Origin of the sequence: Streptomyces sp. BK022 (assembly GCF_004217355.1) — a bacterium.
Classification (GTDB): Bacteria; Actinomycetota; Actinomycetes; order Streptomycetales; family Streptomycetaceae; genus Streptomyces; species Streptomyces griseoluteus.
Genome location: NZ_SHKU01000002.1, coordinates 234,403 through 260,777, shown reverse-complemented (window position 1 = coordinate 260,777; position 26,375 = coordinate 234,403). Strand labels below are relative to the sequence as shown.

Below are 26,375 nucleotides of genomic sequence, written 5' to 3'. Positions count from 1 at the left end.
CCCTGTCTCTTTCCCGACCGCCCGTCCGGCTTTCCGGGCCGCCCGCTCAGCCCTTCCTGCGCGGCACCTCGGGCACCGCCAGCAGCGGCAGCCGCAGCGCGCCGAAGGCGTCCGCCGGGACCGCGGGAGTGCGCGGCGCCACCGCCTCCAGCCGCTGGTACGCCGCCCCCGGCGCCGGCCGCGGGTCCTCCTCGCCCTTGTTCGGCCAGTACGCCATGGCCCGCTCGGCCTGCGCGGTGATCGTCAGCGACGGGTTCACGCCCAGGTTCGCCGAGACCGCCGCCCCGTCCACCACCGAGATGCCGGGGTGCCCGTACAGCCGGTGGTAGGGGTCGATCACGCCGGTCTCCGCGGAGTCGCCGATCGGACAGCCGCCGAGGAAGTGCGCGGTCAGCGGAGTGCCCATCAGCTCGCCGACATTGCTGCCCGCGAAGCCGTTGATCTCGGCGGCGAGCGCGGAGGCGGCCTCGGTGGCGGCCTTGATCTGGGTCGGGTTGGGCGCCCCGTGACCCTGCCGGGCGGTCAGCAGGCCCTTGCCGACGCCTCCGGGCTTCAGATACGTCGTCAGGGAGTTGTCCAGGGACTGCATCACCAGGCCGATGATGGTCCGCTCCGACCAGCGCCGGTTGGACACCGAGCGGGCGAGCTGCACCGGGTGCCGGACCGCGTGCGCGAGCCAGCCGAGGACGCGGGAGGAGCCCTCGGCGTAGGGCACCTGGAGGATGGTGAGGCCGCCCATCGAGTTGGAGCCCCTGCCGTAGCGGACCGGCTCGATGTGGGTGTCGGCGTCCGGGTGGACGGAGGACGTGATGGCCACCCCGCGTGTGAAGTCGACCTTGTCCGCGCCGTGCGCCTTGCGGTAGCGCCGGTCGTCGGTCTGGGCGCCCACCAGGGCCTCGGAGTTGGTGCGGGTGAGGTCACCGAGCCGGGTGCTGAGGTGGGGCAGGAGGTGGTTGGCCTTCATGCGGTGCAGCAGGGTCTGGGTACCGTAGGTGCCGGCCGCGAGGACGACCCGGCGGGCGGTGAACAGCCGTCCCTGGCCGGTGCGTTTGCGGTCGGTGGGCAGGGTGGCGACCGCGTAGCCGCCGCGCGAGTCGTCCGTGACGGAGACGACGGTGGTCAGCGGATGCACCACCGCGCCCGCCTTCTCCGCGAGGTACAGGTAGTTCTCGTTGAGGGTGTTCTTCGCGCCGTGCCGGCACCCGGTCATGCACTCGCCGCACTCGGTGCACGCCCGCCGCGCGGGCCCGGCGCCGCCGAAGTACGGGTCGGCGACCTGCTCGCCGGGGCGTGCCCTGGCCGCGCCGTCGGCGTCCTTTCCGTCCCCGAAGAACACGCCGACCGGCGCCATGTGGAAGGTGTCGCCGACGCCCATCCGCTGCGCCGCCGCCTTCAGGTGCGTGTCGGAGGGGGTGGTCGTCGGGTTGAGCCGGACCCCGAGCATCCGCTTGGCCTGGTCGTAGTACGGCGACAGCTCGTCCTGCCAGTCCGTGATGTGCCGCCACTGGGCGTCCTCGAAGAACGGCTTCGGCGGCACGTACAGGGTGTTGGCGTAGTTGAGGGAGCCGCCGCCGACGCCCGCGCCGGCCAGCACCATGACGTTGCCCAGCAGATGGATGCGCTGGATGCCGTACAGGCCGAGCCTCGGGGCCCAGAGGTAGTTGCGCAGGTCCCAGGAGTTGCGGGGCAGGGTGGCCGGGGTGAAGCGGCGGCCCGCCTCCAGGACGCCGACGCGGTAGCCCTTCTCGGTCAGGCGCAGGGCGGTCACCGAGCCGCCGAAGCCGGAGCCGACCACGAGCACGTCGTAGTCGTAACCGTCGTCGCGCCCTTCGTCGTTCCGGGTCTGGACAGTCTTCTCCTGCGGCACGTGCTCTCCTCGTCGAGAACGGTGGTGGAACGGGCGGATCGGGTCGGCGCGAAGGTGTCAGCGGAAGCGGAACGCCTTCATCACCTTCAGGCTGCGGCTCATGAAGGCCGCGTACGCGGCGTCGTCCATGCCGAGCGAGGGCGCCATGGGCAGCAGCCGCTGGCGGGCGACGGTCTGGGCCTCGGTGTACTTGAGGATGCCCTCGGAGCCGTGGCGGCGGCCGAGGCCGGAGTCCTTCATGCCGCCCATCGGGGACTGGGCGCTGCCGTACGCGGGGGCGTACCCCTCGTTGACGTTGACCGTGCCGGTGCGCAGCCGGGCGGCGATCTCCGTGCCGCGCTTCGCACTGGTCGTCCACACCGAGGCGTTGAGGCCGTACGGCGTGGCGTTGGCGCGCTCCACGGCCTCGTCGTCGGAGCCGAAGCGGTAGACGGAGACGACCGGGCCGAAGGTCTCCTCGGCGCAGACGGACATGCTGTCGTCGACGCCGTCGAGGATGGTCGGCTCGAAGAAGTACGGGCCGATGTCGGGCCGGGCCACCCCGCCCGCGAGCACCTTGGCCCCCTTGGCGACGGCCTCGGTCACATGCGCCTCGACGGCCTTGAGCTGGCGCTCCCCGGCGAGCGAGCCCATGTCGGCGCCGTAGGCGAGGGCGGTGCCGAGCCGCATGGCCTTCGTGCGGGCGGCGAAGCGCTCCAGGAAGGCGTCGGCGACCGACTCGTGGACGTACAGCCGCTCGATGGAGATGCAGAGCTGGCCGGCCGAGGAGAAGCAGGCGCGGACGGCGCCGGCGGCGGCCTTCTCGATGTCGGCGTCCTCCAGGACCAGCATGGCGTTCTTGCCGCCGAGTTCGAGGGAGACGCCGATCAGGCGGGCGGCGGCACCCTGGGCGACCTCGCGGCCGGTGCGGGTGGAGCCGGTGAAGGAGACGTAGTCGGCGTGCCGGACGATCTCCGGGCCGACCACCGGGCCCTCGCCGAGGACCACCTGGAAGACCTCGGCGGGCAGTCCGGCCTCGATCAGCAGGTCACGCGCCCACAGGGCGGTCAGGCAGGTCTCGGTGTCCGGCTTCATCACGACCGCGTTGCCGGTGACGAAGGCGGGCAGGGCGTCGCCGACGGAGAGTTCGAGGGGGTAGTTCCAGGGGGCGATCTGGCCCACGACCCCGCGCGGGTGCCGCAGTTCGGTCACCTTGGTCAGGGTCGGCATGGCGCCGGTGTGCCGCTTGGGCCGCAGGTAGGCGGGGGCGCGGCGGCCGTAGTGCCGGGCGGCGACGACGACGGCCTGCACCTCCTCGTGAGCGTGCAGCCGCGCCTTGCCGGTCTCCAGCTGGATGAGGTCGAGCACCTCCGACTGCCGCTCCAGCACCAGGTCGTGGAAGCGCAGCAGCACCGCGGCCCGTTCGCGCACCGGGGTCCGCTCCCACACCCGCTGGGCGGCACGGGCGGCCTCGAAGGCGGCGGCGACGTCGTCCGGGGTGGACTCGGGCAGGTCGGCGAGCTTGACCCCGGTGAGCGGGGTGTGGTTGCTGGTCCGGCCCGAGCCGGTGACGCCCTTGGTGAGCTGGGCCAGCAGCTCGGGGGTGACCACGTCGGCGGCGGTGCGCACGCCCTCGGGGGCCGGGGCGATCGGATTGGTGCCGGTGACTTCCGGGGCCTGCGAGTCCGTCATGAGCGGCAGGGTATGCCGGTGGCCGCCCTTTTCGGTACCCGTCGGTAACGGGGTTTCACCGGCCGCACACATTCCGCCAGTGATCACTGGCGGCGAACGTGCTGATCAGCGCGTTGTCGGCCCGGTCACTCGGCTCCGGGTTTTTTCGACAGCAGCAGCCCCAGGGCCGCGAGCGGGGTGCGGCGCACGACCGGGGCGGGCGCCACGACGGTCCGCGCGGGCTCCGCGACGGGTTCGGGTCCGGGTTCCGGCTCCTCCACCCGCACCCCGGCGTGTCTCTCCAGTTCCGCCGCCACCTCCGTCGCGTCCGGCCGGGCGTCGGGGTCCGGGGCGCGCAGGCGGTCCAGCAGCGGGGCGAGCGGGCCGGGGGCGCCGTCCGTCATGGCGGCGAGCAGGGCGCCGAGCGACCACAGGTCGGAGGCGGGCCCGCCCCGCCCGGATGCCCGCTCCGGCGCGACGAACCCCTCGGGGGCGTCCCCGGTGTGCCCGTCACCGATCCCGAAGTCGGTGACGACCACGCGTCCGGTGCCGGACTCGATCAGCACGTTGGCCGGTTTGACGTCCCGGTGCACGATGCCGACGGCGTGCGCGGCGCGCAGCGCGCCCAGCACGGCGAGCCCGATCCTGGCCGCCTCGGCAGGCGGCAGCGGACCGCGCTCCACGGTCTCGCGCAGCGACTCGCCCTCGACCCACTCCATGACGATCCACGGCGGTTCTTCCTCGCCGGCCACGTCCCGGACCCGTACGGCGGACGGATGGCGGACGCGGGCGGCGGCTCCCGCCTCGCGCCGCAGCCGGTGCGCGGTCCGCCCGGCCCTCCCGCCCGCCGCGCCGGGCAGCCGGGGCTCCTTGACGGCGACCACGTCCCCGTCCCGCTCGTCGCGGGCGCGCCAGACGGTGCCGGTCGGCCCGGCCCCGACCCGTTCCAGGAGCCGGTAGCGCCCGCCGAGCAGCGGTCCGTCGGGCGGGGGTGCGCCGTCGTCACTCATGCCCCATCAGTACCGCGCCCACCCGGCACTTGTCGACGCGGGCGCACGCCTTCAACTCGGCTGGTTCCAGGGCTTGTCGAAGCGCCGCCCGGCTTTCTCCCCGCGCCACGTTCTCGGCCCGCCCGTCAGCGGGCAGCACACCCTGAACCCCAAGCGCCCGGTGCGGCGGGCCGGGTGCCGCACGACGCCTTCGCGCCCCGCGCGATCTCCTCGGCTCGCCGGGAAGCCGACGTCCTGCAGCGCGTCCGGCACGCCCGTACGCTGGGGGAAGACACGCCTTCGTACTGATTCGCGCCAGCCGTGGCGTTCCCGGCAGAACCTGATGTGGCGACGTCGGAGCATTCCGGGAATCCGGTGTCCGGCGGCCGGATCCAGGGGAGATCACATGCCCGGCGATATCGAACGTGCCGCCCTGCGCGCCGCGGCTCAGGCCGCCCGGCAGGCCCTGGCGAACGTCGCCGAACCGGCCGGAGAGGCCGAGCGGCTCTACCCGGAGGACCCGTCCGCCCAGCGCGTCGCAGAGGTCGGGATGCTCACCGGTGCGTTGAGAGCCCTGCTGGACGCGGTGCGCCCCTTCACCGAGGAGGGCGAAGAGGACGGGCGGTGACCGGCCTTCAAGCACCGGGCGCCGGGTTCGCACCGGCATTTCGATCACCGTTTGGGGCCATGCAGACGCGGTACCCGTGATGGGTTGCCGGATTGGAGGCGCCATGGACAGCGACGAGTTCATCCGTCTCGTCAGCGAGCGGGCCCGTGTGCCCGAGGAGGAGGCCGGGGAGCTGACCCGGGCCACGATGCTGACGCTGGGCGAGCGGATCACCGGCGGCGAGGCCAGGCATCTGGCCGGCGTCCTGCCCGCCGAGATCGCCCCGCCCCTGGTCCCACCGGAGGATGTCGCCGAGAAATTCGGCGTCGCCGAGTTCGTCCGGCGGGTGAGTGAGCGGGCGGGCGTCGACGAGGCCGTGGCGCGCGACGGCGTCGCGGCGGTTTTCAGGACTCTGAGAGAGGCCGTCCCGGGCACCGAGTTCGAGGATGTGATGGCGCAACTGCCGAACGAATTCCAGGACCTCTAGCGTCGGACATCCCGGCGTCCGGAACGCGGCTGTGCGCACGCCCGGGCGCGGGTGGTCGGTCCGCCGTGCGTGGCGCGCGGTACGACGCGATTTCCATCGACCTCACGGCAGGGGACTCGGCATGAGTACTCGGACGCCCCACACCAGCCCGCCCTCCCGTGTTCCGGCCCATGCCTCGCCGAGCGGGGACGGCATCGTCGTCGGAACCGGCCCGGTACAGGTGGATGCCTACATCGATTTTCTGTGCCCGTTCTGCAAGCAGTTCGAAGGGAGGAGCGGGCCGCTCCTCGACGAGCTGGTGGCCGACCGGGCGATCAGTCTCGTCTACCACCCGATGGGGTTTCTCGACGGCTTGTCCACCACCCGGTACTCCTCCCGCGCCTCGGCTGCCTCGGGCTGTGCCTCCGACGGTGGCCACTTCATGGATTACCTGTACACGTTGTTCGCCCACCAGCCCCCCGAGGGCGGGCCGGGCCTGTCCGACGACGAACTGGTCGAGCTCGGCCGCGCGGTGGGACTGGAGGACAGCTCGTTCGCCGAGTGCGTCCGGCAGGGCGTCTACCTGGACTGGAGCTCCTACGTGACGGCGGTGGCCGTCCAGCGGGGCGTGGGCGGAACGCCGACCGTGGCGGTCCAGGGGACTCCGGTACCGGCCAGCCCCCAGACCATCCTTGCCGCGGTCCGTGCCGCCCTCGCCGGTGTCGAAGGATGAGGCGCCCGGTCGGCCGTGGACCGGCTCCATGACGTTCCATGGCGGCCGTCGGTCCGTTCAGGGGGCCGTGACGGTGAAGGTGTCCACGGCCACGTCGAAGTGCTCGCGGGCCTCGCGCATCTTGCCCAGCGGGCCCGAGACCCACACGTCGTACATCCGGCCGCCCTCCTCCCAGCACAGGTCGTAGGTGTGCCGGGCACCCTCGGCGGGGGTGTAGCCGTTCCAGGTGAACTCCCAGAGGGCGGCGGGGTGTTTCTCGTGGCTGGTCTCGGTGACACGGCCGTCGCGGTAGCCGGGGTTGCTGTCCGCGCCCCCGGCCGCGAGGCGTTCCAGGACGGCGGCGGGGCCGCCCGGTTCCGGCGGGGAGATCTTGATGCCGAGGCGGAAGGTGCCGCCGGCGGAGAGGTAGAAGACGCGCTCGCCCTGCCGTTCGCGGCTGAAGCCGTCCGGCACGGCCAGGGCGAAGCCCGCGGGGTCGCGGACGGTGCGGTAGCCGGAGGGCGCCCGGGTGCCGGTGGGGCCCGGTGTGCGGGAGGCGGAGGGGGCGCCGGGCGCGTCGTCGCCGCCGCCCCGGTTCTGGTGCAGCATCAGCACCGCCGCCGACACGGCGGCTCCGGCCACCGCGGCCACCAGCAGGGCGGCGATCAGCCTCACCCGCCTCGGGGACGGCCGGGCGGGGCCTTGCGCTGGTTCGGGCGCGGTCGGCGGCGCGTCGGACCTGGTGCCGCGTACCGCGCCCAGCAGCCGGAGCGTGCGCGCGGCCGCGGGAACCCCGGACGCCGGGGGCATGCGGCCGGTCTCCAGGTAGGTACGCAGCATCCGCTCGGCGTCGGCGGCGCCGAGCCGCAGTTCGGGATCGCGCTCCAGCAGGCCCCGCACGACGGGAAGCAGCGGGCCGGCCTCGGACGGCGGCCGGATCTCGTCGGTGACGACGGCGTGCAGGATGCCGCCGAGCGAGTCGCGCCGGAAGGGCGACTCGCCGCTGAGCGCGGCGCACAGCAGCGCGCCCAGCGACCACAGGTCGGACGCCGGCCCCCCGCGCAGCCCCGACATCCGTTCCGGGGCGGTGTATTCGGGCGAGCCGACGAAGGAGCCGGTCTCGGTGAGCGTCGTCGCGCCCGCGACCCGCGCGATGCCGAAGTCGGTGAGCACCACCCGGTCGGTACCCGACTCCAGCAGCACGTTGGCGGGCTTGATGTCCCGGTGCAGCACCCCGGCGGCATGCGCGGTGGCCAGCGCGCTGAGCAGGTCGGCGCCGATCCGGGCGGCCTCGGCGGCGTCCAGCGGGCCGTCGGCGGCGATGCGCTCGGCGAGCGAGCAGCCGTCGATCAGCTCCATGACGAGGTAGGGGCGTTCGTCCTGCTCGACCACGTGGTGCACCACGATGATGTGCGGGTGCCGCAACTGCGCCACCGCCCGCGCCTCCCGGAAGGAGTGCTCCCGCCGCCGGCGCGCGTCCTCCTCGGACAGCGAGTCGTCCAGGGTGAGTTCCTTGACGGCCACCTGACGGCCCAGCACCAGGTCGTCGGCCCGCCAGACGACACCCATCCCGCCGCGTCCGATGCGCGCCTCGAGGCGGTACCGGCCCGCGACCACACGGAGGTCGTGCCCCTCGGTCCCCATACCGCCCATCATGCCGCACCGGACCCACCCCTTCCGGGGCGCTGACCGGCCAAGGTAGGGAGGTGGCGGCCGATTCAGCCCTCCTGGAAGCTCCGGAGAATCCAGGTGAACTGCTTCTTGGTGGTGGGCCAGTCGTCGGCCGGGGAGGACGAGTAGAGGGCGTACTCGGTGTCGTCGGCGTTCATGTAGCCGACGTCGATGGCGTGGTACGGGCCCGGGAAGTAGTGGGGGCCGTCCTTGGCCAGGGCGTTCCAGGTGTACTCCCAGCGGGCGCCCGGCTCGTCGCGGAAGACCTCCTCCTTCAGGACCAGCCGCCGGTACTCCAGCAGCCGGGCCGAGACCCGCTGATCCAGGTCGGTGAGGTGCTCGTAGGAGGTACGGAAGTCCGGGTCGGTGTCGACGGCCACCCGGACGAGGTGCTTGCCCTTGTCGGGTGAGTAGTCGACCTGCCGGATGCCGTCCTTGTCGATGGAGACGGACCGCTTCCAGCCCTTGGGCAGGGAGATGCTGAAGCCGACCGGGTCGTCGTACCGCTCCCAGTCGTCGGGGACGGCGCTCGAACTGTTCGTGGCCGACGCGGACGGGCTCTCGGCCGGATCGTCCGTGCCCGTCGCGCGGTGGCCGCCACCCCACTGCAGGTAGCCCACGGTCAGGCTCGCGCCGAAGACCAGGACGGCCGCGGCGGCCAGGGCGAGCACGCGGGTGCGGTGGCCGCGGCGGGCCGGGCTCACGGCGGTGACGGCCGTGTCGCGGGGCGCGGGCGCGGTACTCCGCGGGGGCGCGGTGTACACCGGCGCGGTCCGCGTCCGGCGGCCCGCCGCCGCGTCGTCCAGCATGCGCTCGGCCGTGGCCAGGTCCGGGCGGCGGGCCGGGTCCTTGTGCAGCAGGGCGGCGATGACCGGGGCGAGGGGACCGGCGTTGCGGGGCTCCTCGGCGTCCTCCTCCACGACGGCCTGCATGGTGCCCAGGGCCGAGGTGCGGCGGAACGGCGAGCGCCCCTCGACGGCGGTGTACAGCGTCGCGCCGAGCGCCCACAGGTCGGAGGCCGGACCGGGGTCGTGCCCGCGTATGCGCTCCGGCGCGAGGTAGTCGACCGAGCCGACGACCTCACCCGTACGGGTGATGGTGCTGTCGCCCTCTATCTGCGCGATGCCGAAGTCGGTGAGCAGCACCCGGTTGTCCCGGCCCAGCAGGACGTTGCCGGGCTTCACATCGCGGTGCAGCACCCCCGCCGTGTGTGCCGCGCGCAGGGCCCGCAGCACCCACAGCCCGATCCGCGCGGCCTCGCGGGGCTCGATCCGCCCGCGCTCCTTGACCGCGTCGGCCAGCGACTCCCCCTCGACCAGCTCCATCACGATCCACGGGCGGCCGTCGTGCTCCAGCACGTCGTGCACGGTGACGACGGCGGAGTGGTTGATGCGCGCGGCCGCGCGGGCCTCGGCGCGGGTACGGGCCAGCAGCACGTGCTGGTCGCTCTCGGAGACGTACAGCGCCGCGGTCAGCTCCTTGACGGCGACCTTCCGGTGCAGCACCTCGTCGTGGGCGCGCCACACCCGTCCCATGCCGCCGCTGCCGATGGAATCGGTGAGCCGGTAGCGGCCCGCCACGAGCTGGCCCTGCATCTGATTCACGTTGCCCCGCAATGCTCTTGTCAGGGTCAGACTATGGACCGCTCCCCGCCCAGGGAACCGGCGGGGTACCACGGAATCGGCACTGTGACCGTTGTCGCTTCCGCACAGTCCGCGCAACCGAACGCCCGCTTCCGCAACGGGGCCTGTCGGGGCGTCGCCTCAGCCGGTGTAGCGGTAGGTGGCCGTCGCCTGGTCGTACAGCCGGGTGACCTCGTCCCGCTCCGCCTCCGGACCGCGCACCTGCACGATGTGGTACCGCCCGTTCAGCAGCATCGCCATGTTGCGCACGAACAGGTCGCGCCCCTGGGCGTCGGTCCAGGTGAACTGCCCCTCGGCCATGGTCCGTCCGCCCACCTCGATGGTGCGCAGCCCGGACGCGGTGGCCCAGCTGGAGTCGCGGTACGGCTGCAACTCCTTCTCCTTGTCCCGCTGGTACACCATCGGATCGCTGCCGTAGGTGGCGGTGCTGTCCCGGCCCGGTACCACGACCAGCTCGAAGTTGCCGCGCGAGTAGACCACTTGGCCGCTGCCGTTGCGCGGCGCGTGCGACCAGCCCTTGGCGACGGCGACCTTGAAGCCGGCCGGGTCGGTGCGCAGGGTGAACCCGTCCGCCGCCGCTCCGCCGCCGGTCTGGGTCTCGGTGGCGGGCGAGGACGCGGTCGGCCCGTCCTCCGGTGTGCTCGCCTCCTCGGACGGCTCCCGCCGGTGAGAGGGCGCGGGGCTCGCCTGCCCGGCCACTCCGGCACGGTCGCCGTCCTCGCCCTGCTTGGGCATGAACATCACCGCGTACGCCACGGCTCCGGCCAGCAGCAGGAGGACGAGCAGCAGCAGGGTGCGGCCGAGGCTGCGCGGGGAGCCCTGCGCCTCCTGCCGGGCCCGCTTGTGCCGGGCGTGCGGATGCGGCACCGGCGCCTTGTTGCGGCGCCGCCACCGGGCCAGCTCACCGCGCCGGCGCACTATCGGCAGCCGGGCCGGGTCGGCGGGCGGCACCGGCACCACATGGGCGCCGGCGTCCGGTTCGGGCGCGGACCGCACCAGCGAGCGCAGCCAGCCGCTCAGCTCCTCGAAGTCCAGCCGCTCGGTGGGGTCCTGACGCAGCAGCGACTCCACCACCGGGCGCAGCGGGCCGCACTCCTCCGCGTAGGCGGGCGGCTCCGCGCACACCAGTTGCACCAGCTCGGCGGTGGACTCCTCCGGGTAGGGCGCGTGCCCCTGGACGGCGCGGAAGAGCAGCGCGCCGAGCGCCCACAGGTCGGTCGCGGGACCCACGGGTGCGGCCAGCTGCCAGTTCTCGTGCACCGGGCCGGCCTGCTCCGGCGCCCACCGCTCGGTCACCGGGCCGACCACGGTCATCCGCATGTGCCGCGACCGCTCGGCCGCGATGGCGGTACCGGGCCCGCGCCGCGCCCCGGCCGCCTCCGGCTCGTCCCACCCGGACACGCCGGACCCGTCGCCGTTCTGCGCGGGCAGCGCGGGCCGGGGCGGACCGGGCACACCCGGCCGGGCGGGGTTCAACGGGTAGGGCGGAGCCGTCTCCGGCTGGGCTCGGCGGGGCGCGGCGCCGTGCCAGGGCCGCCCGGCGACCCCGTACGGGTCGGCCACGTGACCGGGCGGGTTGCCGCCCTCCTCCGCGATCTCCCCCTCGGCGGGCGTCCGCGCGCCGGGCAGGGCGGCACGGCCGCCCCGCTGCGACTCCTGTACGCGGGCGGCGGCGCGGGCCCCCGCGCGGTACGCGGCGATGGCACCGGCGCGGGCGGCCCGGATGTCGTCCCCGCTCTCCACCGGGCGCGGCGGGGCCGGTGCGGGGGCGCCGGAGTCGCCGCCCGCGGGGGCGGGCAGTCCGCCGGCCACGCGGGCCTGGATCGCGGCACGCCGTGCGGCCTCGGGGTCCGTGTCGGCGACGGCCGCCGTCGCGGCCGTACGCGGGACGACACCCGCGCCGGGCTGCCGCTGGTCGGGCAGCGGGTGGTCCTCCGGGCCGTCCTGGGCCGGGACCGGGTCGTATCCGCAGAGCGCTTCCTCCGCCGCGCCGACCGCGAGGCCGGTCAGCATGACCCGGCCGTCGTCGCAGACCAGGACCGTGCGGGAGGTGATGTTGCGGTGGGTCCAGCCGTGGGCGTGCAGCACGCGCAGCGCCATCACCACGTCGGCCGCGACCTCGGCCGCCCGGTAGGGCGACAGCGGCTGCTCGGCGAGGAGCGCGGACAGCGGGCGCGCCGACACCGCCTCGCTGACGATCCACAGCGAACCGCCCTCGGCGAACACGTCGAAGACCTGGTCCAGCCGTGGATGGTCCGGTATCCGCGCCGCCGCCTGCGCGGCCTCCACGGCGCGCCGCACGGCGGGGTCCCTGGGCGTGCGGGTGGCGCTGCGGGCCGCCGGGGCACGGCGGCCGCGCTCACGCGCCGTGAACCCCTCGGGCAGTCCCTCGGCGTCGATCACCTCGGCCTCGACGACCTCCGGCAACGGCACCTGACGGACCAGCACCTCCTGCCCGCTGTAGGTGTCGAAGGCGTACGTCTCGGTGAGTTCGTACTCGTCGGAGGGCGGCAGCGGCAGTCGGTAGCGGTCGGCGAGCACCCGCCCCGCGTAGTCGTCCACGTCCGCCACCCCCTGCCGTTCCGGTCGCCCGCGATCGTTCACCGCCCGTCACGCGTCGCACCCGGCTGCGTACGGTTCTCAACCATTCACGATACGTGCCGGAGGCAACCCGCACCGAGGGGATGACCGATTACAGGCTCCCAACCCGAACTCGTTCAGGTCACGACTTGGGCTCGAAGGACGCGGTGAGCGTCTTCCACGTGTCCTCGCGCAGCGCGCTGTCCCAGTCGGCGCTCCTCGCGGTGTACATCAGCGCGTGTCCGAGGTGGTCGTTGACCTTGAAACCCCGGTCGATGGAGCGGTACTTGGTGCCGCCGTCCACATAGGTGAACTCCCAGTCGGCCGTGGTCCAGCCCCGGTAGTCCACCTTGGCTATCCGGATGCGGTCGTACTGGGAGCGCACCATGTAGCGCTCCTGGTTCTGCCAGTCCCTCACCGGGTCGCTCTTGGGCGTGCTGGTCCAGGCGACGAGCAGCTTCTGCCCGTCGGGGCCGGTGTAGCGGTCGCCCGCGGCGCTCGTCGACCCGTACTTCCAGCCCTTGGGCAGGCCGATCGAGTAGCCCTGGGAGCTCTTGCGGGTCGTCACGACGGGCGCGCTGCCCGAGCCCTTCTTGCCGGAGGAGCCGGCGGAGTCGTCGTCCGGACCGCCGCTGCCGTCCTTGCCCTTGCCCTTGCCCTTGCCGTCGGAGTCGTCGGCGGTGCCGGCGCCACTGGGATCGCCGGAGCCGTCGGGGGCGGGCGCGGACCCGGAACCGTCGGGACCGGTCGCGCCGGAACCGCCCTTGTCCGGGTCCCGCTTGCCGGAGGCGCTCGCGCTGGGCGAGCCCTGGGCGCCGGTGCCCTTGTCGTCGTCACCGCCGAGGGTGAGGGCGAGGACGGTGCCGAGCACCACCAGGGCCAGCGCGATCACCGCCGCGACGACGATCAGCGTGCGCCGGGGCACCACGTCGGTGAGCGACGCCTTGGGCGCCGGCCTCGGCGGGAGATCGATGTCGGGCCGGGGCATCACGGGCCAGCTGGAACTTGGCTTGTTCGCGCTGGAGTTCGGCGTGTCGGACGCCCCGCGTCCACCGGCTCCGGTCGTCGCGCCGGACTCGCTCTTCGACCGGGCGACAGCCGCGGCAGACGCGGCTCCGGCGGCCTTGCGCACCGAACGCAGCGCGCCGCGCACCTTGTCGCCGGACTCCTCGCGCTTCGTCTCGGGGGAGTCGGGCTGCGCCGGGATCGGCACGACCCGCGTGGCGTCGAGCGGCTCGGGGTCACCGGCGTGGATGACCTTGTCGAGCATGGCCCGCGCGCCGGCGTCGTCGAGCCGCCGCTCGGGCTCCTTGGTGAGCAGGCCCTTGATGACGTCGCCCAGCGGGCCCGCGTTCTTGGGCTCCTCCGGACTCTCGGTCATCACGGCGGTCAGGGTGGCGATGGCCGACCCCTTGTCGTAGGGCGGCACGCCCTCGACCGACGCGTACAGCAGGCCGCCCAGCGACCACAGGTCGGCGGCGGGGCCGGGCTTGTGGCCGCGGGCCCGCTCCGGGGAGATGTAGGAGGGGGCACCGACGAGCATGCCGGTGGAGGTGATCGACGGGTCGCCCTCGACCTGGGCGATGCCGAAGTCGGTGAGCACGACCCGGCCGTCCTCGGCGATCAGCACGTTGGACGGCTTCACGTCGCGGTGCAGGATGCCCTCGCGGTGCGCGGACCGCAGCACGTCCAGCACGGCGAGCCCGACCTCGGCGGCCCGACGGGGCGTCAGCACGCCGTCCTCACGGATGACCTCGGCCAGGGACTTGCCCTCGACCAGCTCCATGACGATCCACGGCCGGTCGTCCTCGTCGACCACGTCGAAGACCGTCACCGCGCTGTTGTTGCGGATACGGGCGATCGCCTTGGCCTCGCGCAGCGTGCGCGTGATCAGACGCCGCTTCTCCTCCTCGTCGATGTTCGACGGGAACCGCAGCTCCTTGACCGCCACCGTCCGGCCCAGGGTCTCGTCCTCGGCACGCCAGACCGTGCCCATGCCGCCCCGGCCCAGCACGTCCCCCAGCCGGTACCGCCCGGCGAGAAGACGACGCTCGTTCTTGCCCTGACGAGTCTCCTGACGGGATGACCCCGCCCGCTCCGCCTCCGACATGCGTCCCCTCATGCAACCCGCCCTGACAGAGCCTTCATTGTCCCTCACCCGGCAACCGGCCGACGCCCAGGGGCCCCCTCCGAAGCGCCCCTCGTCCGCCGTGCCGGCGGGCCTGTCGAACCAGATGTTCCAGTTGCCGGGATCATGTCCCCGGCGCGGAAGGAGTCAGGGATGCCGACCCTTCGGACAGTCCTATCCATACCGGTTCTCGCGGCTGTGCTGCTCACCCCCACGACTCCTGGCGCGACCTCCGGCGCCGGGTTCTCGGACACTGCGCTTGCGTTGCTGGTCAGCGGGGGTGAAGCCCCCGCCGCGGCCCTGCCGGCGCAGGACCTTCGTGGCGATCGTCGTGCTGCGGCTCGCCGCGGAACACCGGCTGTACGACACCGTCGAACAGAACCTCCCCGGACTCCTGCCCCGACTCCGCGCCGGGACACGGCACTCCGGCGAGGAATCGGGCCCCACCCCGCGCACCCTGCCCACCCGCACCAGCGGCATCACCGACTGCGCCGACCACGCCGACGCGACGACGCGACGCCCGGTCCGAACCAGCACCGGCCACAGCCGAGTTGAGCCCTTTGCCACCATGAACGGGCGGGCCGGGAACGGAGATCCCGCACCCGGCCACTCGTTCGAGTGAAGCTCCGGCCGGTCCTACAGCGGCACGATGTCCGGCGCGCCCAGCCGGGCCGCGTCCGCCGTGAGGTCGTCGGGCTGGCGCTGGGACTCGCGCTCGGCCTCGACCCGCTTCTCGTAGTGCTCGACCTCGCGGGCGATCTGGTCCTCGTCCCACCCGAGCACCGGTGCCATCAGCTCGGCGGCCTCGCGGGCGCTGCGGGTGCCCCGGTCGAAGGTCTCGATGGAGATGCGGGTGCGGCGGGTGAGGACGTCGTCCAGGTGCCGGGCGCCCTCGTGCGAGGCCGCGTAGACGATCTCGGCGCGCAGGTAGTCGTCCGCGTGGCGCAGGGGTTCGCCGAGGGTGGGATCGGCGGCTATCAGGTCGAGGAGCTGGTCGGCCATCGAGCCGTACCGGTTCAGCAGGTGCTCGACGCGGGCCACGTGCAGACCGCTGCGCTCGGCTATGCGCTCGCGGGCGTTCCACATCGCCGGGTATCCCTCGGCGCCGAGCAGCGGGATCTCCTCGGTGACGGAGTCGGCCACCCTGCGGTCCAGGCCGTGCACCGCCGCGTCGACGGCGTCCTTCGCCATCACCCGGTACGTCGTGTACTTGCCGCCCGCGACGACCACCAGGCCCGGCACCGGGTGGGCCACGGTGTGCTCGCGGGACAGCTTGCTGGTGGCCTCGGACTCGCCGGCCAGCAGGGGCCGCAGGCCCGCGTACACACCCTCGACGTCGTCACGGGTGAGCGGTACGGCCAGGACCGAGTTGACGTGCTCCAGCAGGTAGTCGATGTCGGCGCTGGACGCGGCCGGATGGGCCTTGTCGAGGTCCCACGCGGTGTCGGTGGTGCCGACGATCCAGTGCCGGCCCCAGGGGATGACGAAGAGGACGGACTTCTCGGTGCGCAGGATCAGGCCGGTGCTGGAGTGGATGCGGTCCTTGGGCACGACCAGGTGGATGCCCTTGGACGCCTTGACGTGGAACTGGCCGCGCTCCCCCACCAGGCCCTGGGTGTCGTCGGTCCACACGCCGGTGGCGTTGACCACCTGGCGGGCGCGGATCTCGTACTCCCCGCCGGCCTCCACGTCCTCCACCCGGACCCCGACGACCCGCTCGCCCTCGCGCAGGAACCCGGTGACCCGGGCGCGGTTGGCGACCTTGGCGCCGTAGGACGCGGCGGTGCGGACCAGGGTGGCGACGAAGCGGGCGTCGTCCACCTCGGCGTCGTAGTACTGGAGGGCGCCGACCAGGGCGTCCTTGCGCAGGCAGGGGGCGACGCGCAGGGCGCGGCTGCGGGTGAGGTGACGGTGGGTGGGCAGGCCCCGGCCGTGGCCCCGGGCCATGGACATCGCGTCGTACAGCGCGACGCCCGCGCCCGCGTACAGGCGCTCCCAGCCGCGGTGCTGGAGGGGGTAGAGGAACGGGACCGGTTTGACCAGGTGCGGAGCGAGACGCTCCAGCAGCAGGCCGCGCTCCTTCAGCGCCTCGCGCACGAGCGGGAAGTCGAGCATCTCCAGATAGCGCAGGCCGCCGTGTATCAGCTTGCTGGACCGGCTGGAGGTGCCGGACGCCCAGTCCCGCGCCTCGACCAGGCCGGTGGACAGGCCGCGGGTGGCCGCGTCCAGCGCGGTGCCCGCGCCCACGATGCCGCCGCCGACCACCAGCACGTCCAGTTCGCGCTCGGTCATCTCCGCCAGTGCCTCGGCGCGCTGCGCCGGGTCTAGGGTCGCTGTCCTCACCGCTGCCTCCCGCTCTCGCAAGCCCCCTGGTGGGCCGCGCCCGGTGCGGCGCCGCCCCTTCGTCCCCTCCTCATGCCCAGAACCTCATGCTCAAAAGTGTGGCGGCCCCGGCCGGGTTCGGCCACCACGGGCCCCCAGCCTGTGGACAACCCGCGTGTATCGCCCCGAAGACACCCTGGAGACACACGAACACAATCACACATAACGGTCATATTTGTACCTAGTCTGACTGTGCGCTCGCTCAGGCGGTCCACCGGGCTTGCGCACCATTCCCACTTCGGCTATCGGGAAGGACGGCCCACGCCATGCCCGCAGATCTCGCCGTCATCGGACTCGGTCCCTACGGCCTGCCGCTGGCCCAGGCCGCCGTCGCCGCAGGCATCCCCACCGTCGGGTACGCCACCGGCCCCGAGGCGGGGTCGCTCAGCCCCGCCGAACTCCGCCGGATGCGCTCCACCGGCTTCCGGCTCAGTACCGACCCCGCCCAGCTCGGCCGGGTCCGCACCGCCGTCATCTGCGCCCCCACCCCGCGCGGCGCCGACGGCGAACTCGACCTCGGCCAGGTCGAGGCGGCCGCCCGCACGCTGGCCGGGCGGCTGCGCCCGCACACCACGGTCATCCTGGAGTCGCCCGTCCTGCCCGGCACCACCGAGGAGCTGCTGCGGCCGATCCTGGAGCGCGGCTCCGGACTGCGCGCCGGGCGCGACTTCCACCTCGCCTACTCCCCCAGCCGGACCGACCCGGGCGGCCGCGACCACACCCCGGCCCCCAGGGTCATCGGCGGCCTCACCCCGGCCTGCACCGAGTCGGCCGCCACGTTCTACGGCCGGCTCACCGACAAGGTGGTCCGGGCGCGGGGACTGCGCGAGGCGGAGACGGTACGGCTGCTGGAGACCAACTTCCGGCACGTCAACATCGCGCTCGTCAACGAGATGGCGGTCGTCTGCCACGAGCTGGGCGTCGACCTGTGGGACGTGATCCGCTGCGCGGAGACCAAGCCGTCCGGCTTCCAGGCGTTCCGGCCGGGGCCCGGCGTCGGCGGTCACGGCGTGCCGCAGGACCTCACCGGCCACGCCAGCCGGGGTCTGCGCATGGTGGAGCTGGCCCAGCAGGTCAACGAACGCATGCCGCACTATGTCGTCCAGCGGGCCGCCGCCCTCCTGAACGAGCACGGCAAGTCCGCCCGAGGCGCCCGCGTCCTCCTCCTCGGCGTCACCTACAAGGCCGACCTCGCCGACCAGCAGGGCGCCCCCGCCCACGAGATCGCCGTCCGCCTGATGGAACTCGGCGCCTCCGTCAGCTACCACGACCCCCACCTCCCCGCCTGGCACGTCCTGGACCGCCCGGTCCCCCGCGCCGACTCCCTCTACGAAGCAGCGGCAGCCGCCGACCTCACCCTCCTCCTCCAGCCCCACCGCACCTACGACCTCCAGGGCCTCTCCGTGAAGGCCCAGCTCCTCCTGGACACCCGAGGGGCGACCCCGACGGGCGCGGCGCACCGGTTGTGAGAGGGGGCGCGCGGGAGCAGCCTCCGGGAGACCGACGGCAAGCAACCCCACCCTTCTGTATCTTGAGATACAGGTGGAGCCCACCGCAGCGGGTACTGCGGCAGGCTCCTGGATGGTTCACAGAGCGTCCGCCCCTACTGTCTTTAGGGGCGGCCGCTCACCATCCGAAAATCCGCAAGATCCACCTCCTTCGGAACTTCACCATCCACAGACGGCTCCGATCCCGACGAGTGGGCCTGCGGTGACGTCCCATGGACGACCCCCTTCCACGCCGCCGCCCATCAGCCCGGTAGGCGGTCCGCTGGATTCGGGCCGGGCCCCGAGGGCCGGGGTCCGGAACGTGTCCTTGGAAGGGGGCGTCCCAGACAACTGGGGCGCCGAAAGGGACACTATCGGCCCATAAGAGCGGCCAACCGCGTATCCGTCCAGAACGCACCTGTGCGCTCCCTGTGCGTTCGGACGCGCCCCCGCGCACACGAAAGGGCCCGGTCGAAGTGACCGGGCCCTCTTCGTGCGGAAAACGATCAGCGGCGGTGCTGGCTGTCCGCGACCGTGACCTCGACGCGCTGGAATTCCTTCAGCTCGCTGTAGCCCGTGGTGGCCATGGCGCGGCGGAGGGCGCCGAAGAAGTTCATGGAGCCGTCGGGGGTGCGGGAGGGGCCGGTGAGGACCTCCTCCAGGGTGCCGACGGTGCCGAGGTCGACCTTCTGACCGCGCGGCAGCTCCTCGTTGACCGCCTCCATGCCCCAGTGGTGACCCCTGCCGGGCGCGTCCGTGGCACGGGCCAGCGGGGAGCCCATCATCACCGCGTCGGCGCCGCAGGCGATCGCCTTGGGTAGGTCGCCGGACCAGCCGACCCCGCCGTCCGCGATCACGTGCACGTACCGGCCGCCGGACTCGTCCATGTAGTCGCGGCGGGCGGCGGCCACGTCGGCGACCGCGGTCGCCATCGGGACCTGGATGCCCAGCACGTTGCGCGTGGTGTGCGCGGCACCGCCGCCGAAGCCGACCAGCACACCCGCCGCACCGGTGCGCATCAGGTGCAGGGCGGCGGTGTACGTGGCGCAGCCGCCGACGATCACCGGCACGTCCAGCTCGTAGATGAACTGCTTCAGGTTCAGCGGCTCGTGCGAGGAGGACACGTGCTCCGCCGACACCGTGGTGCCGCGGATGACGAAGATGTCCACGCCCGCGTCGACGACCGCCTTGGAGAACTCGGCGGTGCGCTGCGGGGAGAGCGCGGCGGCCGTGACCACACCGGCGTCCCGCACCTCCTTGATGCGCTGCCCGATCAGCTCCTCCTTGACCGGAGCCGCGTAGATCTCCTGGAGGCGGCGGGTGGCCGCCTCGGCCGGCAGCTCCGCGATCTCGTCCAGCAGCGGCTGCGGGTCCTCGTGCCGGGTCCACAGACCCTCGAGGTTGAGGACGCCGAGGCCGCCCATCTCACCGATGCGGATCGCGGTGGCCGGGGAGACGACCGAGTCCATGGGAGCGGCCAGGAACGGCAGCTCGAAGCGGTAGGCGTCGATCTGCCAGGCGATCGAGACCTCCTTCGGGTCCCGCGTACGGCGGCTGGGGACGACGGCGATGTCGTCGAAGGCGTACGCCCGGCGGCCGCGCTTGCCGCGCCCGATCTCGATCTCAGTCACGTCATGCCTTTCCCTGATGCTTACAGCGTCTTCCAGTATCCCCGACGGGGCCGCCGATGGCCGTCCCCGGCGAAGCGGAGGGCGGTCCCGGATGCTCCGGGACCGCCCTCGTCACGACCGGCACGCGTGCGCGTGCGTCACTTCTTGCTGCTGTAGTTCGGCGCCTCGACCGTCATCTGGATGTCGTGCGGGTGGCTCTCCTTGAGACCCGCCGAGGTGATCCGGACGAACCGGCCGTTGTCCTGCAACTCCGGGACGGTACGGCCGCCGACGTAGAACATCGACTGGCGCAGACCGCCGACGAGCTGGTGCACCACGGAGGACAGCGGGCCGCGGTAGGGCACCTGGCCCTCGATGCCCTCGGGGATCAGCGCCTCGTCGGAGGCGACGCCCTCCTGGAAGTACCGGTCCTTGGAGAACGACTTGCGGTCGCCGCGCGTCTGCATGGCGCCCAGCGAGCCCATGCCCCGGTACGACTTGAACTGCTTGCCGTTGATGAACAGCAGCTCGCCCGGCGACTCCTCGCAGCCCGCGAGCAGCGAGCCCAGCATCACGGTGTCGGCACCCGCGACCAGGGCCTTGGCGATGTCGCCGGAGTACTGCAGGCCGCCGTCGCCGATGACCGGGACCCCGGCCTCCCTGGCGGCGAGCGCGGCCTCGTAGATCGCGGTGACCTGCGGGACACCGACACCCGCGACCACACGCGTGGTGCAGATGGAGCCGGGACCGACGCCGACCTTGATGCCGTCCGCGCCCGCGTCCACCAGCGCCTGGGCGCCGTCACGGGTGGCGATGTTGCCGCCGATGACGTCGACGCCGGAGGAGTTGGACTTGATCTTGGCGATCATGTCGCCGACCAGCCGGGAGTGACCGTGCGCGGTGTCGACGACGATGAAGTCGGCGCCCGCCTCGATCAGCGCCTGGGCGCGCTCGAAGGAGTCACCGGCCACGCCGACCGCCGCGCCGACCAGCAGGCGGCCCTCGGAGTCCTTGGCCGCGTTCGGGTACTGCTCGGCCTTGACGAAGTCCTTGACCGTGATCAGACCCTTGAGCACACCGCGGTCGTCGACCAGCGGCAGCTTCTCGATCTTGTGCTTGCGCAGCAGCTCCATGGCCTCCGGGCCGGAGATGCCGACCTTGCCGGTGACCAGCGGCATCGGCGTCATGACCTCGTGGACGCGCCGGGTGCGGTCGGTCTCGAAGGCCATGTCACGGTTGGTGACGATGCCGAGCAGCTTCTTGTCGTTGTCCGTCACCGGCACACCGCTGATCCGGAACCGGGCGCACAGCGCGTCGGCCTCGCCGAGCGTGGCCTCCGGGTGGATGGTGATCGGGTCGGTGACCATGCCCGACTCGGACCGCTTCACCAGGTCGACCTGGTTGGCCTGGTCCTCGATGGACAGATTGCGGTGCAGCACGCCCACGCCGCCCTGACGGGCCATGGCGATCGCCATGCGGGACTCGGTCACCTTGTCCATGGCCGCGGACAGCAGCGGGATGTTCACCCGCACGTTCCGGGAGACGTACGAGGCGGTGTCGATGTCGTCGGGCGCCATGTCCGACGAGCCCGGCAGCAGCAGCACGTCGTCGTAGGTCAGCCCGAGTGTCTGGAATTTACCGGGCACTCCGTCGACGTTGGCAGTCATGACACCTTCCCCAAATGGCCTTGATCGGTGCGGATGTCCATGCTAACGGGAAGCGTCGTGAGCAAATTCCACGCTAGGGGGGCGCTTCAGGCTTCGTGTTTTCGTACGAATTTCAGCACGGAGGCCTCGTGGGCTACTGCTCGGCGAGGGCCCGCAGGCGGCTCAGCGCGCGGTGCTGGGCCACGCGGACCGCACCTGGTGACATTCCCAACATCTGCCCTGTCTCCTCCGCGGTCAAGCCCACGGCGATCCGCAGCAGCAGTAGTTCGCGCTGGTTCTCGGGGAGGTTGGCCAGCAGCTTCTTCGCCCAGGCGGCGTCGGAGCTGAGCAGGGCGCGCTCCTCGGGGCCCAGGGAGTCGTCGGGGCGCTCCGGCATCTCGTCCGAGGGGACGGCGGTGGAGCCGGGGTGGCGCATCGCGGCGCGCTGGAGGTCGGCCACCTTGTGGGAGGCGATGGCGAAGACGAACGCCTCGAAGGGGCGGCCGGTGTCGCGGTAGCGGGGCAGGGCGAGCAGCACCGCCACGCAGACCTCCTGCGCGAGGTCCTCCACGAAGTGGCGGGCGTCGCCGGGCAGTCGGGACAGACGGGTGCGGCAGTAGCGCAGCGCGAGGGGGTGGACGTGTGCGAGCAGGTCGTGCGTGGCCTGTTCGTCTCCATCGACGGCACGGTGCACCAGGGGGCCGATCGGCCCGGGGGCCGTGCCCGCCTCGTCGTCGCGCATCGGTCCATGGTGCCTTGCGGCCGTCCGGTCCGTGGCATCGCGTTCGTGGTTGTGCACCGAAGCGTTATGAGCAGGTGCGCCGGCACTCATCTCCTGCGCCCTCCCCTTCCGCTCGTTTTCCGCTCGCTCGACTCGTCCCCGAGAGACTCCACACCTCAAGGATGCGGCATCCCCACCGAAACAAGCAGCACGCGGTCCCTCGCGGGGCGCGAACGGGGGCGATTCCGCCACGGACGCCTCCGGCGAGGCGGGTACGGGGGTGCCCGTGAGCAGCGGTGTCTCCGACGAGGCGGCTCAGCCCCGAGGGCCGGTCGCCGCCGACGGCCGACGGTGGACCCGCCGGACCGCGCGGACGAGAGGCGTCTCCGGCGCCCGGCCCGCATCCGGCACCGGCCGCGACCGGCACCGCCCGACGACGCGCACGCGGGGCACCCGAGCCGAGCCGGCCGCACCCGCGAGGCGCCCCCGCGACGGCCGGACTCACCCCGTACGCGGCGGCCGTCCGGCCACCGGGCACGAGCACACCCTCGGCGTCGGCGGAGGCCGCGTCCACGGCCGATGCCCCTGGCGAGCCGGACCGACGAGCCCCACCGGCACCGGCCGAGGGCACTACCGGGCGCCCGCACACACCCTGCGACGCCCACCGAGAACCCCACGGCCAAGGCCGGGCGCAGCGGCCGCGCACGCGTTACCGGACCAGTCCCCAGCGGAAGCCGAGTGCCACCGCGTGGGCGCGGTCCGAGGCGCCGAGCTTCTTGAACAGGCGCCGGGCGTGGGTCTTGACGGTGTCCTCGGAGAGGAACAGCTCGCGGCCGATCTCCGCGTTGGAACGGCCGTGGCTCATGCCCTCCAGTACCTGGATCTCCCGCGCGGTGAGCGTGGGCGCCGCCCCCATCTCGGCCGAGCGCAGCCGGCGCGGGGCCAGCCGCCAGGTCGGGTCGGCGAGGGCCTGCGTCACCGTCGCGCGCAGCTCGGCGCGGGAGGCGTCCTTGTGCAGGTACCCCCGCGCGCCCGCGGCGACCGCGAGGGCGACGCCGTCGAGGTCCTCGGCGACGGTCAGCATGATGATGCGCGCGCCCGGATCGGCGGACAGCAGACGGCGCACGGTCTCGACGCCGCCCAGGCCGGGCATGCGTACGTCCATGAGAATGAGGTCGGAGCGGTCGGCGCCCCAGCGGCGAAGGACTTCCTCGCCGTTGGCAGCCGTCGTCACGCGCTCGACGCCGGGCACGGTCGCAACCGCGCGGCGAAGCGCCTCTCGGGCAAGCGGGGAGTCGTCGCAGACGAGGACGGAAGTCATGACCGCCCTCCGGAGCTGATGCGCGTCACCTTGAGCCTCCAGGCTGGTACGGAATCGTCACCTGTGCGGTCGACCGTCTCGGACGCCTGCCCGAGCACTTGTGTTTTCAACCGCCTCCGCACTCTCAACGACGGTCACCCGAAAGAGTTACGGGTCGGCGTACTGACTTCGGCACTCTACGTGAGGGCTCCGACACGGTGCCGTCACGCGCGGCGGACCCACGGGTTTTCCGCACAACTTGTGCCCCATTTAGTCGCTTTTGGTGCCGTTTCTCAGTGTCTGAGGCTAGATTCGCAATGAGTCATATTTTCATCTCCTTAGACCGGAGATGTACGGTCGAAGGCACGGTATCCGCCCAGAACGGCTACAAGGGGTCACGTAATGGCAGATTTCTCCCGCCTTCCCGGACCGAACGCGGACCTGTGGGACTGGCAGCTGCTGGCAGCCTGCCGAGGGGTGGACAGCTCGCTCTTCTTCCACCCGGAGGGCGAGCGCGGTGCGGCGCGGAGCGCACGTGAGAACTCGGCCAAGGAGGTCTGCATGCGGTGCCCGGTCCGAGCGCAGTGCGCGGCCCACGCGCTGGCGGTGCGTGAGCCGTACGGCGTGTGGGGCGGGCTGACCGAGGACGAGCGCGAAGAGCTGATGGGCCGGGCGCGCAACCGCCTGGTGTCCACCACCAGCGGGAGCCCCGGCTCTCACGCCTGAAGGAACGTTTCTTCATCCATCAGGGCACGCACCCGCGTGCCCCTGAGCCGTGCCTGGCCGGACCCGGCCCCCCGGCTGCCGTGACCGCCATCGCAGCCGCTCGCGCCCCGCGGTCGAGCGCCGCGGGGCGCTGCCGTGCGCGGCGAGGTGCCCGGGTCCGCGTGGTTCAGGTGATCGCCGGTGTGGTCCCGCCGGGCAGCGCGCAGGCGTCACCCGCGTACGGGCGTGAAACGATCTGTCCGCCGGCGGCCACGCAGTCGTCCCTGGAGATGTTCGGGGACGAGGCGGCCCCGGCGCCGGAAGCGCCTACGGCGCTCACGCCGGCAAGGGCTGCCGTGGCCAGGACGAGGGCCAGGAATCTTGGGACACGCATGACTTCCTCCTCCTCTCAGGCGCCCTCGTTCGGCCTTGAGGAAGGACGAGTCCCGGAACGACGGCGCCCTCTTGTCTCAAGCATGGGCGCTCCGTTCGAGGCCCGCGAGGCGAGGCCCGCGAGGCGAGGCGCGGCGCTGCTCAGCCTCGCGAAGCCGCCCTGCCGAGCTGTTCCAGGGTCGCGGCCACGGCGGGGACCTGGGCCAGGTCGGGCAGGGTGAGGGCGACGATCTCCCGCCGTACCGCGGGCTCCAGCCGGACCACGCGCACTCCCCTGGGCCGTACCGACTCCACCGCGAGCTGGGGCAGAACGGCCACGCCCAGACCGGCGCCGACCAGGCCGACCACGGCCGGGTAGTCGTCGGTGGCGAAGTCGATGCGGGGGGTGAACCCGGCGCCCTCGCAGACCTGCACGAGCTGACCCCTACAGCGCGGGCAGCCCGCGATCCAGGGCTCCTCGGCCAGCTCCCCGATGGCGACGGCCTCGGCACCTGCGAGCCGGTGCCGCTCCGGGACCAGGGCGACCAGACGGTCCGTCAGCAGCCGTCGTATCACCAGGTCGTCCCACTCCTCGGTGGCGGGAGCGCCCTGGTAGCGGAAGGCGAGGGCCACGTCGCAGTCCCCCTCGCGCAGCAGCTCGACGGACCTCGGCGGCTCGGCCTCCTCCAGGGAGACACGGGTGCCGGGGTGGGCGGCGCGCAGGGCGGCGAGGGCGGTGGGGACCAGGGTGGAGGTGCCGCTGGGGAAGGAGACCAGCCGGACCCGGCCCGCGCGCAGGCCCGCGATGGCGGCGACCTCCTCCTCGGCGGCGGTGAGTCCGGCGAGGATGCCGGAGGCGTGCCTGACCAGGGCTTCTCCGGCCTGGGTCAGCCGCATCTCCCGCCCGCCCCGGACCAGCAGCGGGGTGCCGACGGAGGCTTCCAGCGCCTTCATCTGCTGGCTGACGGCGGGCTGGGTGCAGCCCAGTTCGCGCCCCGCCGCCGAGAAGGAACCACTGGCGGCGACGGCGCGCAGGACACGGAGATGACGGGCCTCGATCACCCTTCGAGCATAAGCGGTGCTTGGGAGCGGCCCCCGATATCGCGTCGACGCTTTGGGTGACGGTCACGTACCGTGCGCGCATGAAGCTTCTCTCCGTCAATCTGGGGCGACCCCGTGCCGTGCCGTACACCGATCAGGCCGAGGGGGTGACGGGCATCGACAAGCGGCCCGTCGAGGGTCCGGTGCGGGTGGCGGCGCCGGGGCCGAAGGGGGTCGGGGGCAGCGGGCTGGCCGGGGACGCGGTGTGCGAGCTGCGCCATCACGGCGGGGACGACCAGGCGGTGTACGCCTTCGCGCGCGAGGACCTGGACGACTGGGAGCGCGAACTGGGCCGCTCCCTGTCCAACGGGTTCTTCGGGGAGAACCTGACGACCCAGGGGCTCGACGTCTCCGGGGCGCTGATCGGGGAGCGCTGGCGGATCGGGTCCGGGGTGGTGCTGGAGGTGACCTCGGGGCGGATTCCGTGCCGTACGTTCCAGGGCCATGTGGCCGAGCCGGGCTGGGTGAGGAGGTTCACCCGGAAGGCCGTCACGGGGGCCTACCTGCGGGTGATCGCGCCGGGTGAGATACGGGCGGGGGACGCGGTGGAGATCGTGCACCGGCCGGACCACGGGGTGACGGCGGCGACGCAGTTCCGCGCGGTGACCACCGAGCGGGAGCTGCTGCCCTCGCTGCTCGCGGCGGGCGACGCCCTGCACCGCGAGGCCCTCGCCCAGGTCCACAAGTACCTGGCGGACCAGGCGCGCTGAGCGGCCGTCACCACGGGCCGGGGACCGA

21 protein-coding genes are annotated in these 26,375 nt (G+C 72.9%); 7 read left to right on the top strand and 14 right to left on the bottom strand.

Annotated elements, in window-relative coordinates; all coding sequences use genetic code 11:
• Window positions 1-46: 46 nt before the first annotated feature.
• The 3 genes from EV284_RS07310 to EV284_RS07300 form a co-directional block, all read right to left on the bottom strand.
• Window positions 47-1,867, bottom strand: a complete 1,821-nt coding sequence (locus EV284_RS07310) for a GMC family oxidoreductase (RefSeq protein ID WP_130331519.1) — start codon at window positions 1,865-1,867, stop codon at window positions 47-49.
• Between the two features lie 57 nt (window positions 1,868-1,924).
• Window positions 1,925-3,538 (bottom strand): succinic semialdehyde dehydrogenase, encoded by a 1,614-nt coding sequence (locus EV284_RS07305; RefSeq protein ID WP_130331517.1) that lies wholly within the window; start codon window positions 3,536-3,538, stop codon window positions 1,925-1,927.
• A gap of 125 nt (window positions 3,539-3,663) precedes the next feature.
• Window positions 3,664-4,527: a serine/threonine-protein kinase gene (locus EV284_RS07300; RefSeq protein ID WP_130331515.1), complete on the bottom strand. Its 864-nt coding sequence runs from the start codon at window positions 4,525-4,527 to the stop codon at window positions 3,664-3,666.
• 385 nt (window positions 4,528-4,912) lie between these two features.
• Between EV284_RS07300 and EV284_RS07295 the strand changes: the two genes are divergently transcribed.
• The 3 genes from EV284_RS07295 (at window position 4,913) to EV284_RS07285 (ending at window position 6,312) form a co-directional block, all read left to right on the top strand.
• Complete coding sequence (locus EV284_RS07295; protein WP_130331512.1) at window positions 4,913-5,134, top strand: hypothetical protein; 222 nt, start codon at window positions 4,913-4,915, stop codon at window positions 5,132-5,134.
• Between the two features lie 103 nt (window positions 5,135-5,237).
• Window positions 5,238-5,600 carry a DUF2267 domain-containing protein gene (locus tag EV284_RS07290; protein ID WP_130331510.1) on the top strand — a complete coding sequence of 121 codons (363 nt, stop codon included), beginning with the start codon at window positions 5,238-5,240 and terminating at the stop codon, window positions 5,598-5,600.
• Between the two features lie 121 nt (window positions 5,601-5,721).
• Window positions 5,722-6,312, top strand: a complete 591-nt coding sequence (locus tag EV284_RS07285; RefSeq protein ID WP_130331508.1) for a DsbA family protein — start codon at window positions 5,722-5,724, stop codon at window positions 6,310-6,312.
• Window positions 6,313-6,369: 57 nt separating this feature from the next.
• On the opposite strand, the gene EV284_RS07280 is transcribed toward EV284_RS07285, so the two are convergent.
• The 4 genes from EV284_RS07280 to EV284_RS07265 form a co-directional block, all read right to left on the bottom strand.
• Window positions 6,370-7,935: a serine/threonine-protein kinase gene (locus EV284_RS07280; RefSeq protein ID WP_130331506.1), complete on the bottom strand. Its 1,566-nt coding sequence runs from the start codon at window positions 7,933-7,935 to the stop codon at window positions 6,370-6,372.
• Window positions 7,936-8,009: 74 nt separating this feature from the next.
• Entirely contained in the window at window positions 8,010-9,557 is a 1,548-nt protein-coding gene (locus EV284_RS07275) for a serine/threonine-protein kinase (protein ID WP_130331504.1), read from the bottom strand.
• A 168-nt stretch (window positions 9,558-9,725) separates the two neighbouring features.
• Window positions 9,726-12,167 carry a protein kinase gene (locus EV284_RS07270; protein WP_130331502.1) on the bottom strand — a complete coding sequence of 814 codons (2,442 nt, stop codon included), beginning with the start codon at window positions 12,165-12,167 and terminating at the stop codon, window positions 9,726-9,728.
• 160 nt (window positions 12,168-12,327) lie between these two features.
• Window positions 12,328-14,295, bottom strand: coding sequence for a serine/threonine-protein kinase (locus EV284_RS07265; RefSeq protein WP_207228962.1), 1,968 nt, complete (start codon window positions 14,293-14,295; stop codon window positions 12,328-12,330).
• Window positions 14,296-14,632: 337 nt separating this feature from the next.
• Between EV284_RS07265 and EV284_RS07260 the strand changes: the two genes are divergently transcribed.
• Window positions 14,633-14,935 carry a hypothetical protein gene (locus tag EV284_RS07260; RefSeq protein WP_130331500.1) on the top strand — a complete coding sequence of 101 codons (303 nt, stop codon included), beginning with the start codon at window positions 14,633-14,635 and terminating at the stop codon, window positions 14,933-14,935.
• A gap of 14 nt (window positions 14,936-14,949) precedes the next feature.
• Here EV284_RS07260 and EV284_RS07255 read toward each other — a convergent pair whose 3' ends face one another.
• The gene (locus tag EV284_RS07255; protein ID WP_130331498.1) at window positions 14,950-16,656 is read right to left on the bottom strand and encodes a glycerol-3-phosphate dehydrogenase/oxidase; all 1,707 of its coding nucleotides are present in this window, start codon (window positions 16,654-16,656) and stop codon (window positions 14,950-14,952) included.
• Window positions 16,657-16,961: 305 nt separating this feature from the next.
• Between EV284_RS07255 and EV284_RS07250 the strand changes: the two genes are divergently transcribed.
• A complete protein-coding gene (locus EV284_RS07250; protein WP_130331496.1) occupies window positions 16,962-18,164 on the top strand; it encodes a nucleotide sugar dehydrogenase in 1,203 nt (400 codons plus the stop codon).
• Between the two features lie 524 nt (window positions 18,165-18,688).
• Here the strand turns inward: EV284_RS07250 and EV284_RS07245 are convergent.
• The 4 genes from EV284_RS07245 to EV284_RS07230 form a co-directional block, all read right to left on the bottom strand.
• Window positions 18,689-19,813: a GuaB3 family IMP dehydrogenase-related protein gene (locus EV284_RS07245; RefSeq protein WP_130331494.1), complete on the bottom strand. Its 1,125-nt coding sequence runs from the start codon at window positions 19,811-19,813 to the stop codon at window positions 18,689-18,691.
• 137 nt (window positions 19,814-19,950) lie between these two features.
• Entirely contained in the window at window positions 19,951-21,459 is a 1,509-nt protein-coding gene (gene guaB / locus EV284_RS07240; protein ID WP_130331492.1) for an IMP dehydrogenase, read from the bottom strand.
• Between the two features lie 133 nt (window positions 21,460-21,592).
• Complete coding sequence (locus EV284_RS07235; protein ID WP_030811807.1) at window positions 21,593-22,180, bottom strand: sigma-70 family RNA polymerase sigma factor; 588 nt, start codon at window positions 22,178-22,180, stop codon at window positions 21,593-21,595.
• A 688-nt stretch (window positions 22,181-22,868) separates the two neighbouring features.
• Window positions 22,869-23,480 (bottom strand): response regulator transcription factor, encoded by a 612-nt coding sequence (locus tag EV284_RS07230; RefSeq protein WP_003948568.1) that lies wholly within the window; start codon window positions 23,478-23,480, stop codon window positions 22,869-22,871.
• Window positions 23,481-23,861: 381 nt separating this feature from the next.
• Here EV284_RS07230 and EV284_RS07225 point away from each other — a divergent pair, with 381 nt between their 5' ends.
• Window positions 23,862-24,185, top strand: coding sequence for a WhiB family transcriptional regulator (locus EV284_RS07225; protein ID WP_031180829.1), 324 nt, complete (start codon window positions 23,862-23,864; stop codon window positions 24,183-24,185).
• Between the two features lie 166 nt (window positions 24,186-24,351).
• Here the strand turns inward: EV284_RS07225 and EV284_RS07220 are convergent, their stop codons facing one another.
• Window positions 24,352-24,558, bottom strand: a complete 207-nt coding sequence (locus EV284_RS07220; RefSeq protein WP_130331490.1) for a hypothetical protein — start codon at window positions 24,556-24,558, stop codon at window positions 24,352-24,354.
• 140 nt (window positions 24,559-24,698) lie between these two features.
• Window positions 24,699-25,598 (bottom strand): LysR family transcriptional regulator, encoded by a 900-nt coding sequence (locus tag EV284_RS07215; protein ID WP_130331488.1) that lies wholly within the window; start codon window positions 25,596-25,598, stop codon window positions 24,699-24,701.
• A gap of 80 nt (window positions 25,599-25,678) precedes the next feature.
• On the opposite strand from EV284_RS07215, the gene EV284_RS07210 reads away from it, so the two are divergent.
• Window positions 25,679-26,347 carry an MOSC domain-containing protein gene (locus tag EV284_RS07210; protein WP_130331486.1) on the top strand — a complete coding sequence of 223 codons (669 nt, stop codon included), beginning with the start codon at window positions 25,679-25,681 and terminating at the stop codon, window positions 26,345-26,347.
• Window positions 26,348-26,375 lie beyond the last annotated feature (28 nt).

What these genes read in the sequence shown, in the direction of transcription:
- EV284_RS07305 (WP_130331517.1), bottom strand. Translation starts at nt 3,538, where the DNA reads ATGACGGACTCGCAGGCCCCGGAAGTCACCGGCACCAATCCGATCGCC.
- EV284_RS07300 (WP_130331515.1), bottom strand. Translation starts at nt 4,527, where the DNA reads ATGAGTGACGACGGCGCACCCCCGCCCGACGGACCGCTGCTCGGCGGG.
- EV284_RS07295 (WP_130331512.1), top strand. Translation starts at nt 4,913, where the DNA reads ATGCCCGGCGATATCGAACGTGCCGCCCTGCGCGCCGCGGCTCAGGCC.
- EV284_RS07290 (WP_130331510.1), top strand. Translation starts at nt 5,238, where the DNA reads ATGGACAGCGACGAGTTCATCCGTCTCGTCAGCGAGCGGGCCCGTGTG.
- EV284_RS07285 (WP_130331508.1), top strand. Translation starts at nt 5,722, where the DNA reads ATGAGTACTCGGACGCCCCACACCAGCCCGCCCTCCCGTGTTCCGGCC.
- EV284_RS07280 (WP_130331506.1), bottom strand. Translation starts at nt 7,935, where the DNA reads ATGGGGACCGAGGGGCACGACCTCCGTGTGGTCGCGGGCCGGTACCGC.
- EV284_RS07275 (WP_130331504.1), bottom strand. Translation starts at nt 9,557, where the DNA reads ATGCAGGGCCAGCTCGTGGCGGGCCGCTACCGGCTCACCGATTCCATC.
- EV284_RS07265 (WP_207228962.1), bottom strand. Translation starts at nt 14,295, where the DNA reads ATGTCGGAGGCGGAGCGGGCGGGGTCATCCCGTCAGGAGACTCGTCAG.
- EV284_RS07250 (WP_130331496.1), top strand. Translation starts at nt 16,962, where the DNA reads ATGCCCGCAGATCTCGCCGTCATCGGACTCGGTCCCTACGGCCTGCCG.
- guaB (WP_130331492.1), bottom strand. Translation starts at nt 21,459, where the DNA reads ATGACTGCCAACGTCGACGGAGTGCCCGGTAAATTCCAGACACTCGGG.
- EV284_RS07235 (WP_030811807.1), bottom strand. Translation starts at nt 22,180, where the DNA reads ATGCGCGACGACGAGGCGGGCACGGCCCCCGGGCCGATCGGCCCCCTG.
- EV284_RS07230 (WP_003948568.1), bottom strand. Translation starts at nt 23,480, where the DNA reads ATGACTTCCGTCCTCGTCTGCGACGACTCCCCGCTTGCCCGAGAGGCG.
- EV284_RS07225 (WP_031180829.1), top strand. Translation starts at nt 23,862, where the DNA reads ATGGCAGATTTCTCCCGCCTTCCCGGACCGAACGCGGACCTGTGGGAC.
- EV284_RS07220 (WP_130331490.1), bottom strand. Translation starts at nt 24,558, where the DNA reads ATGCGTGTCCCAAGATTCCTGGCCCTCGTCCTGGCCACGGCAGCCCTT.
- EV284_RS07210 (WP_130331486.1), top strand. Translation starts at nt 25,679, where the DNA reads ATGAAGCTTCTCTCCGTCAATCTGGGGCGACCCCGTGCCGTGCCGTAC.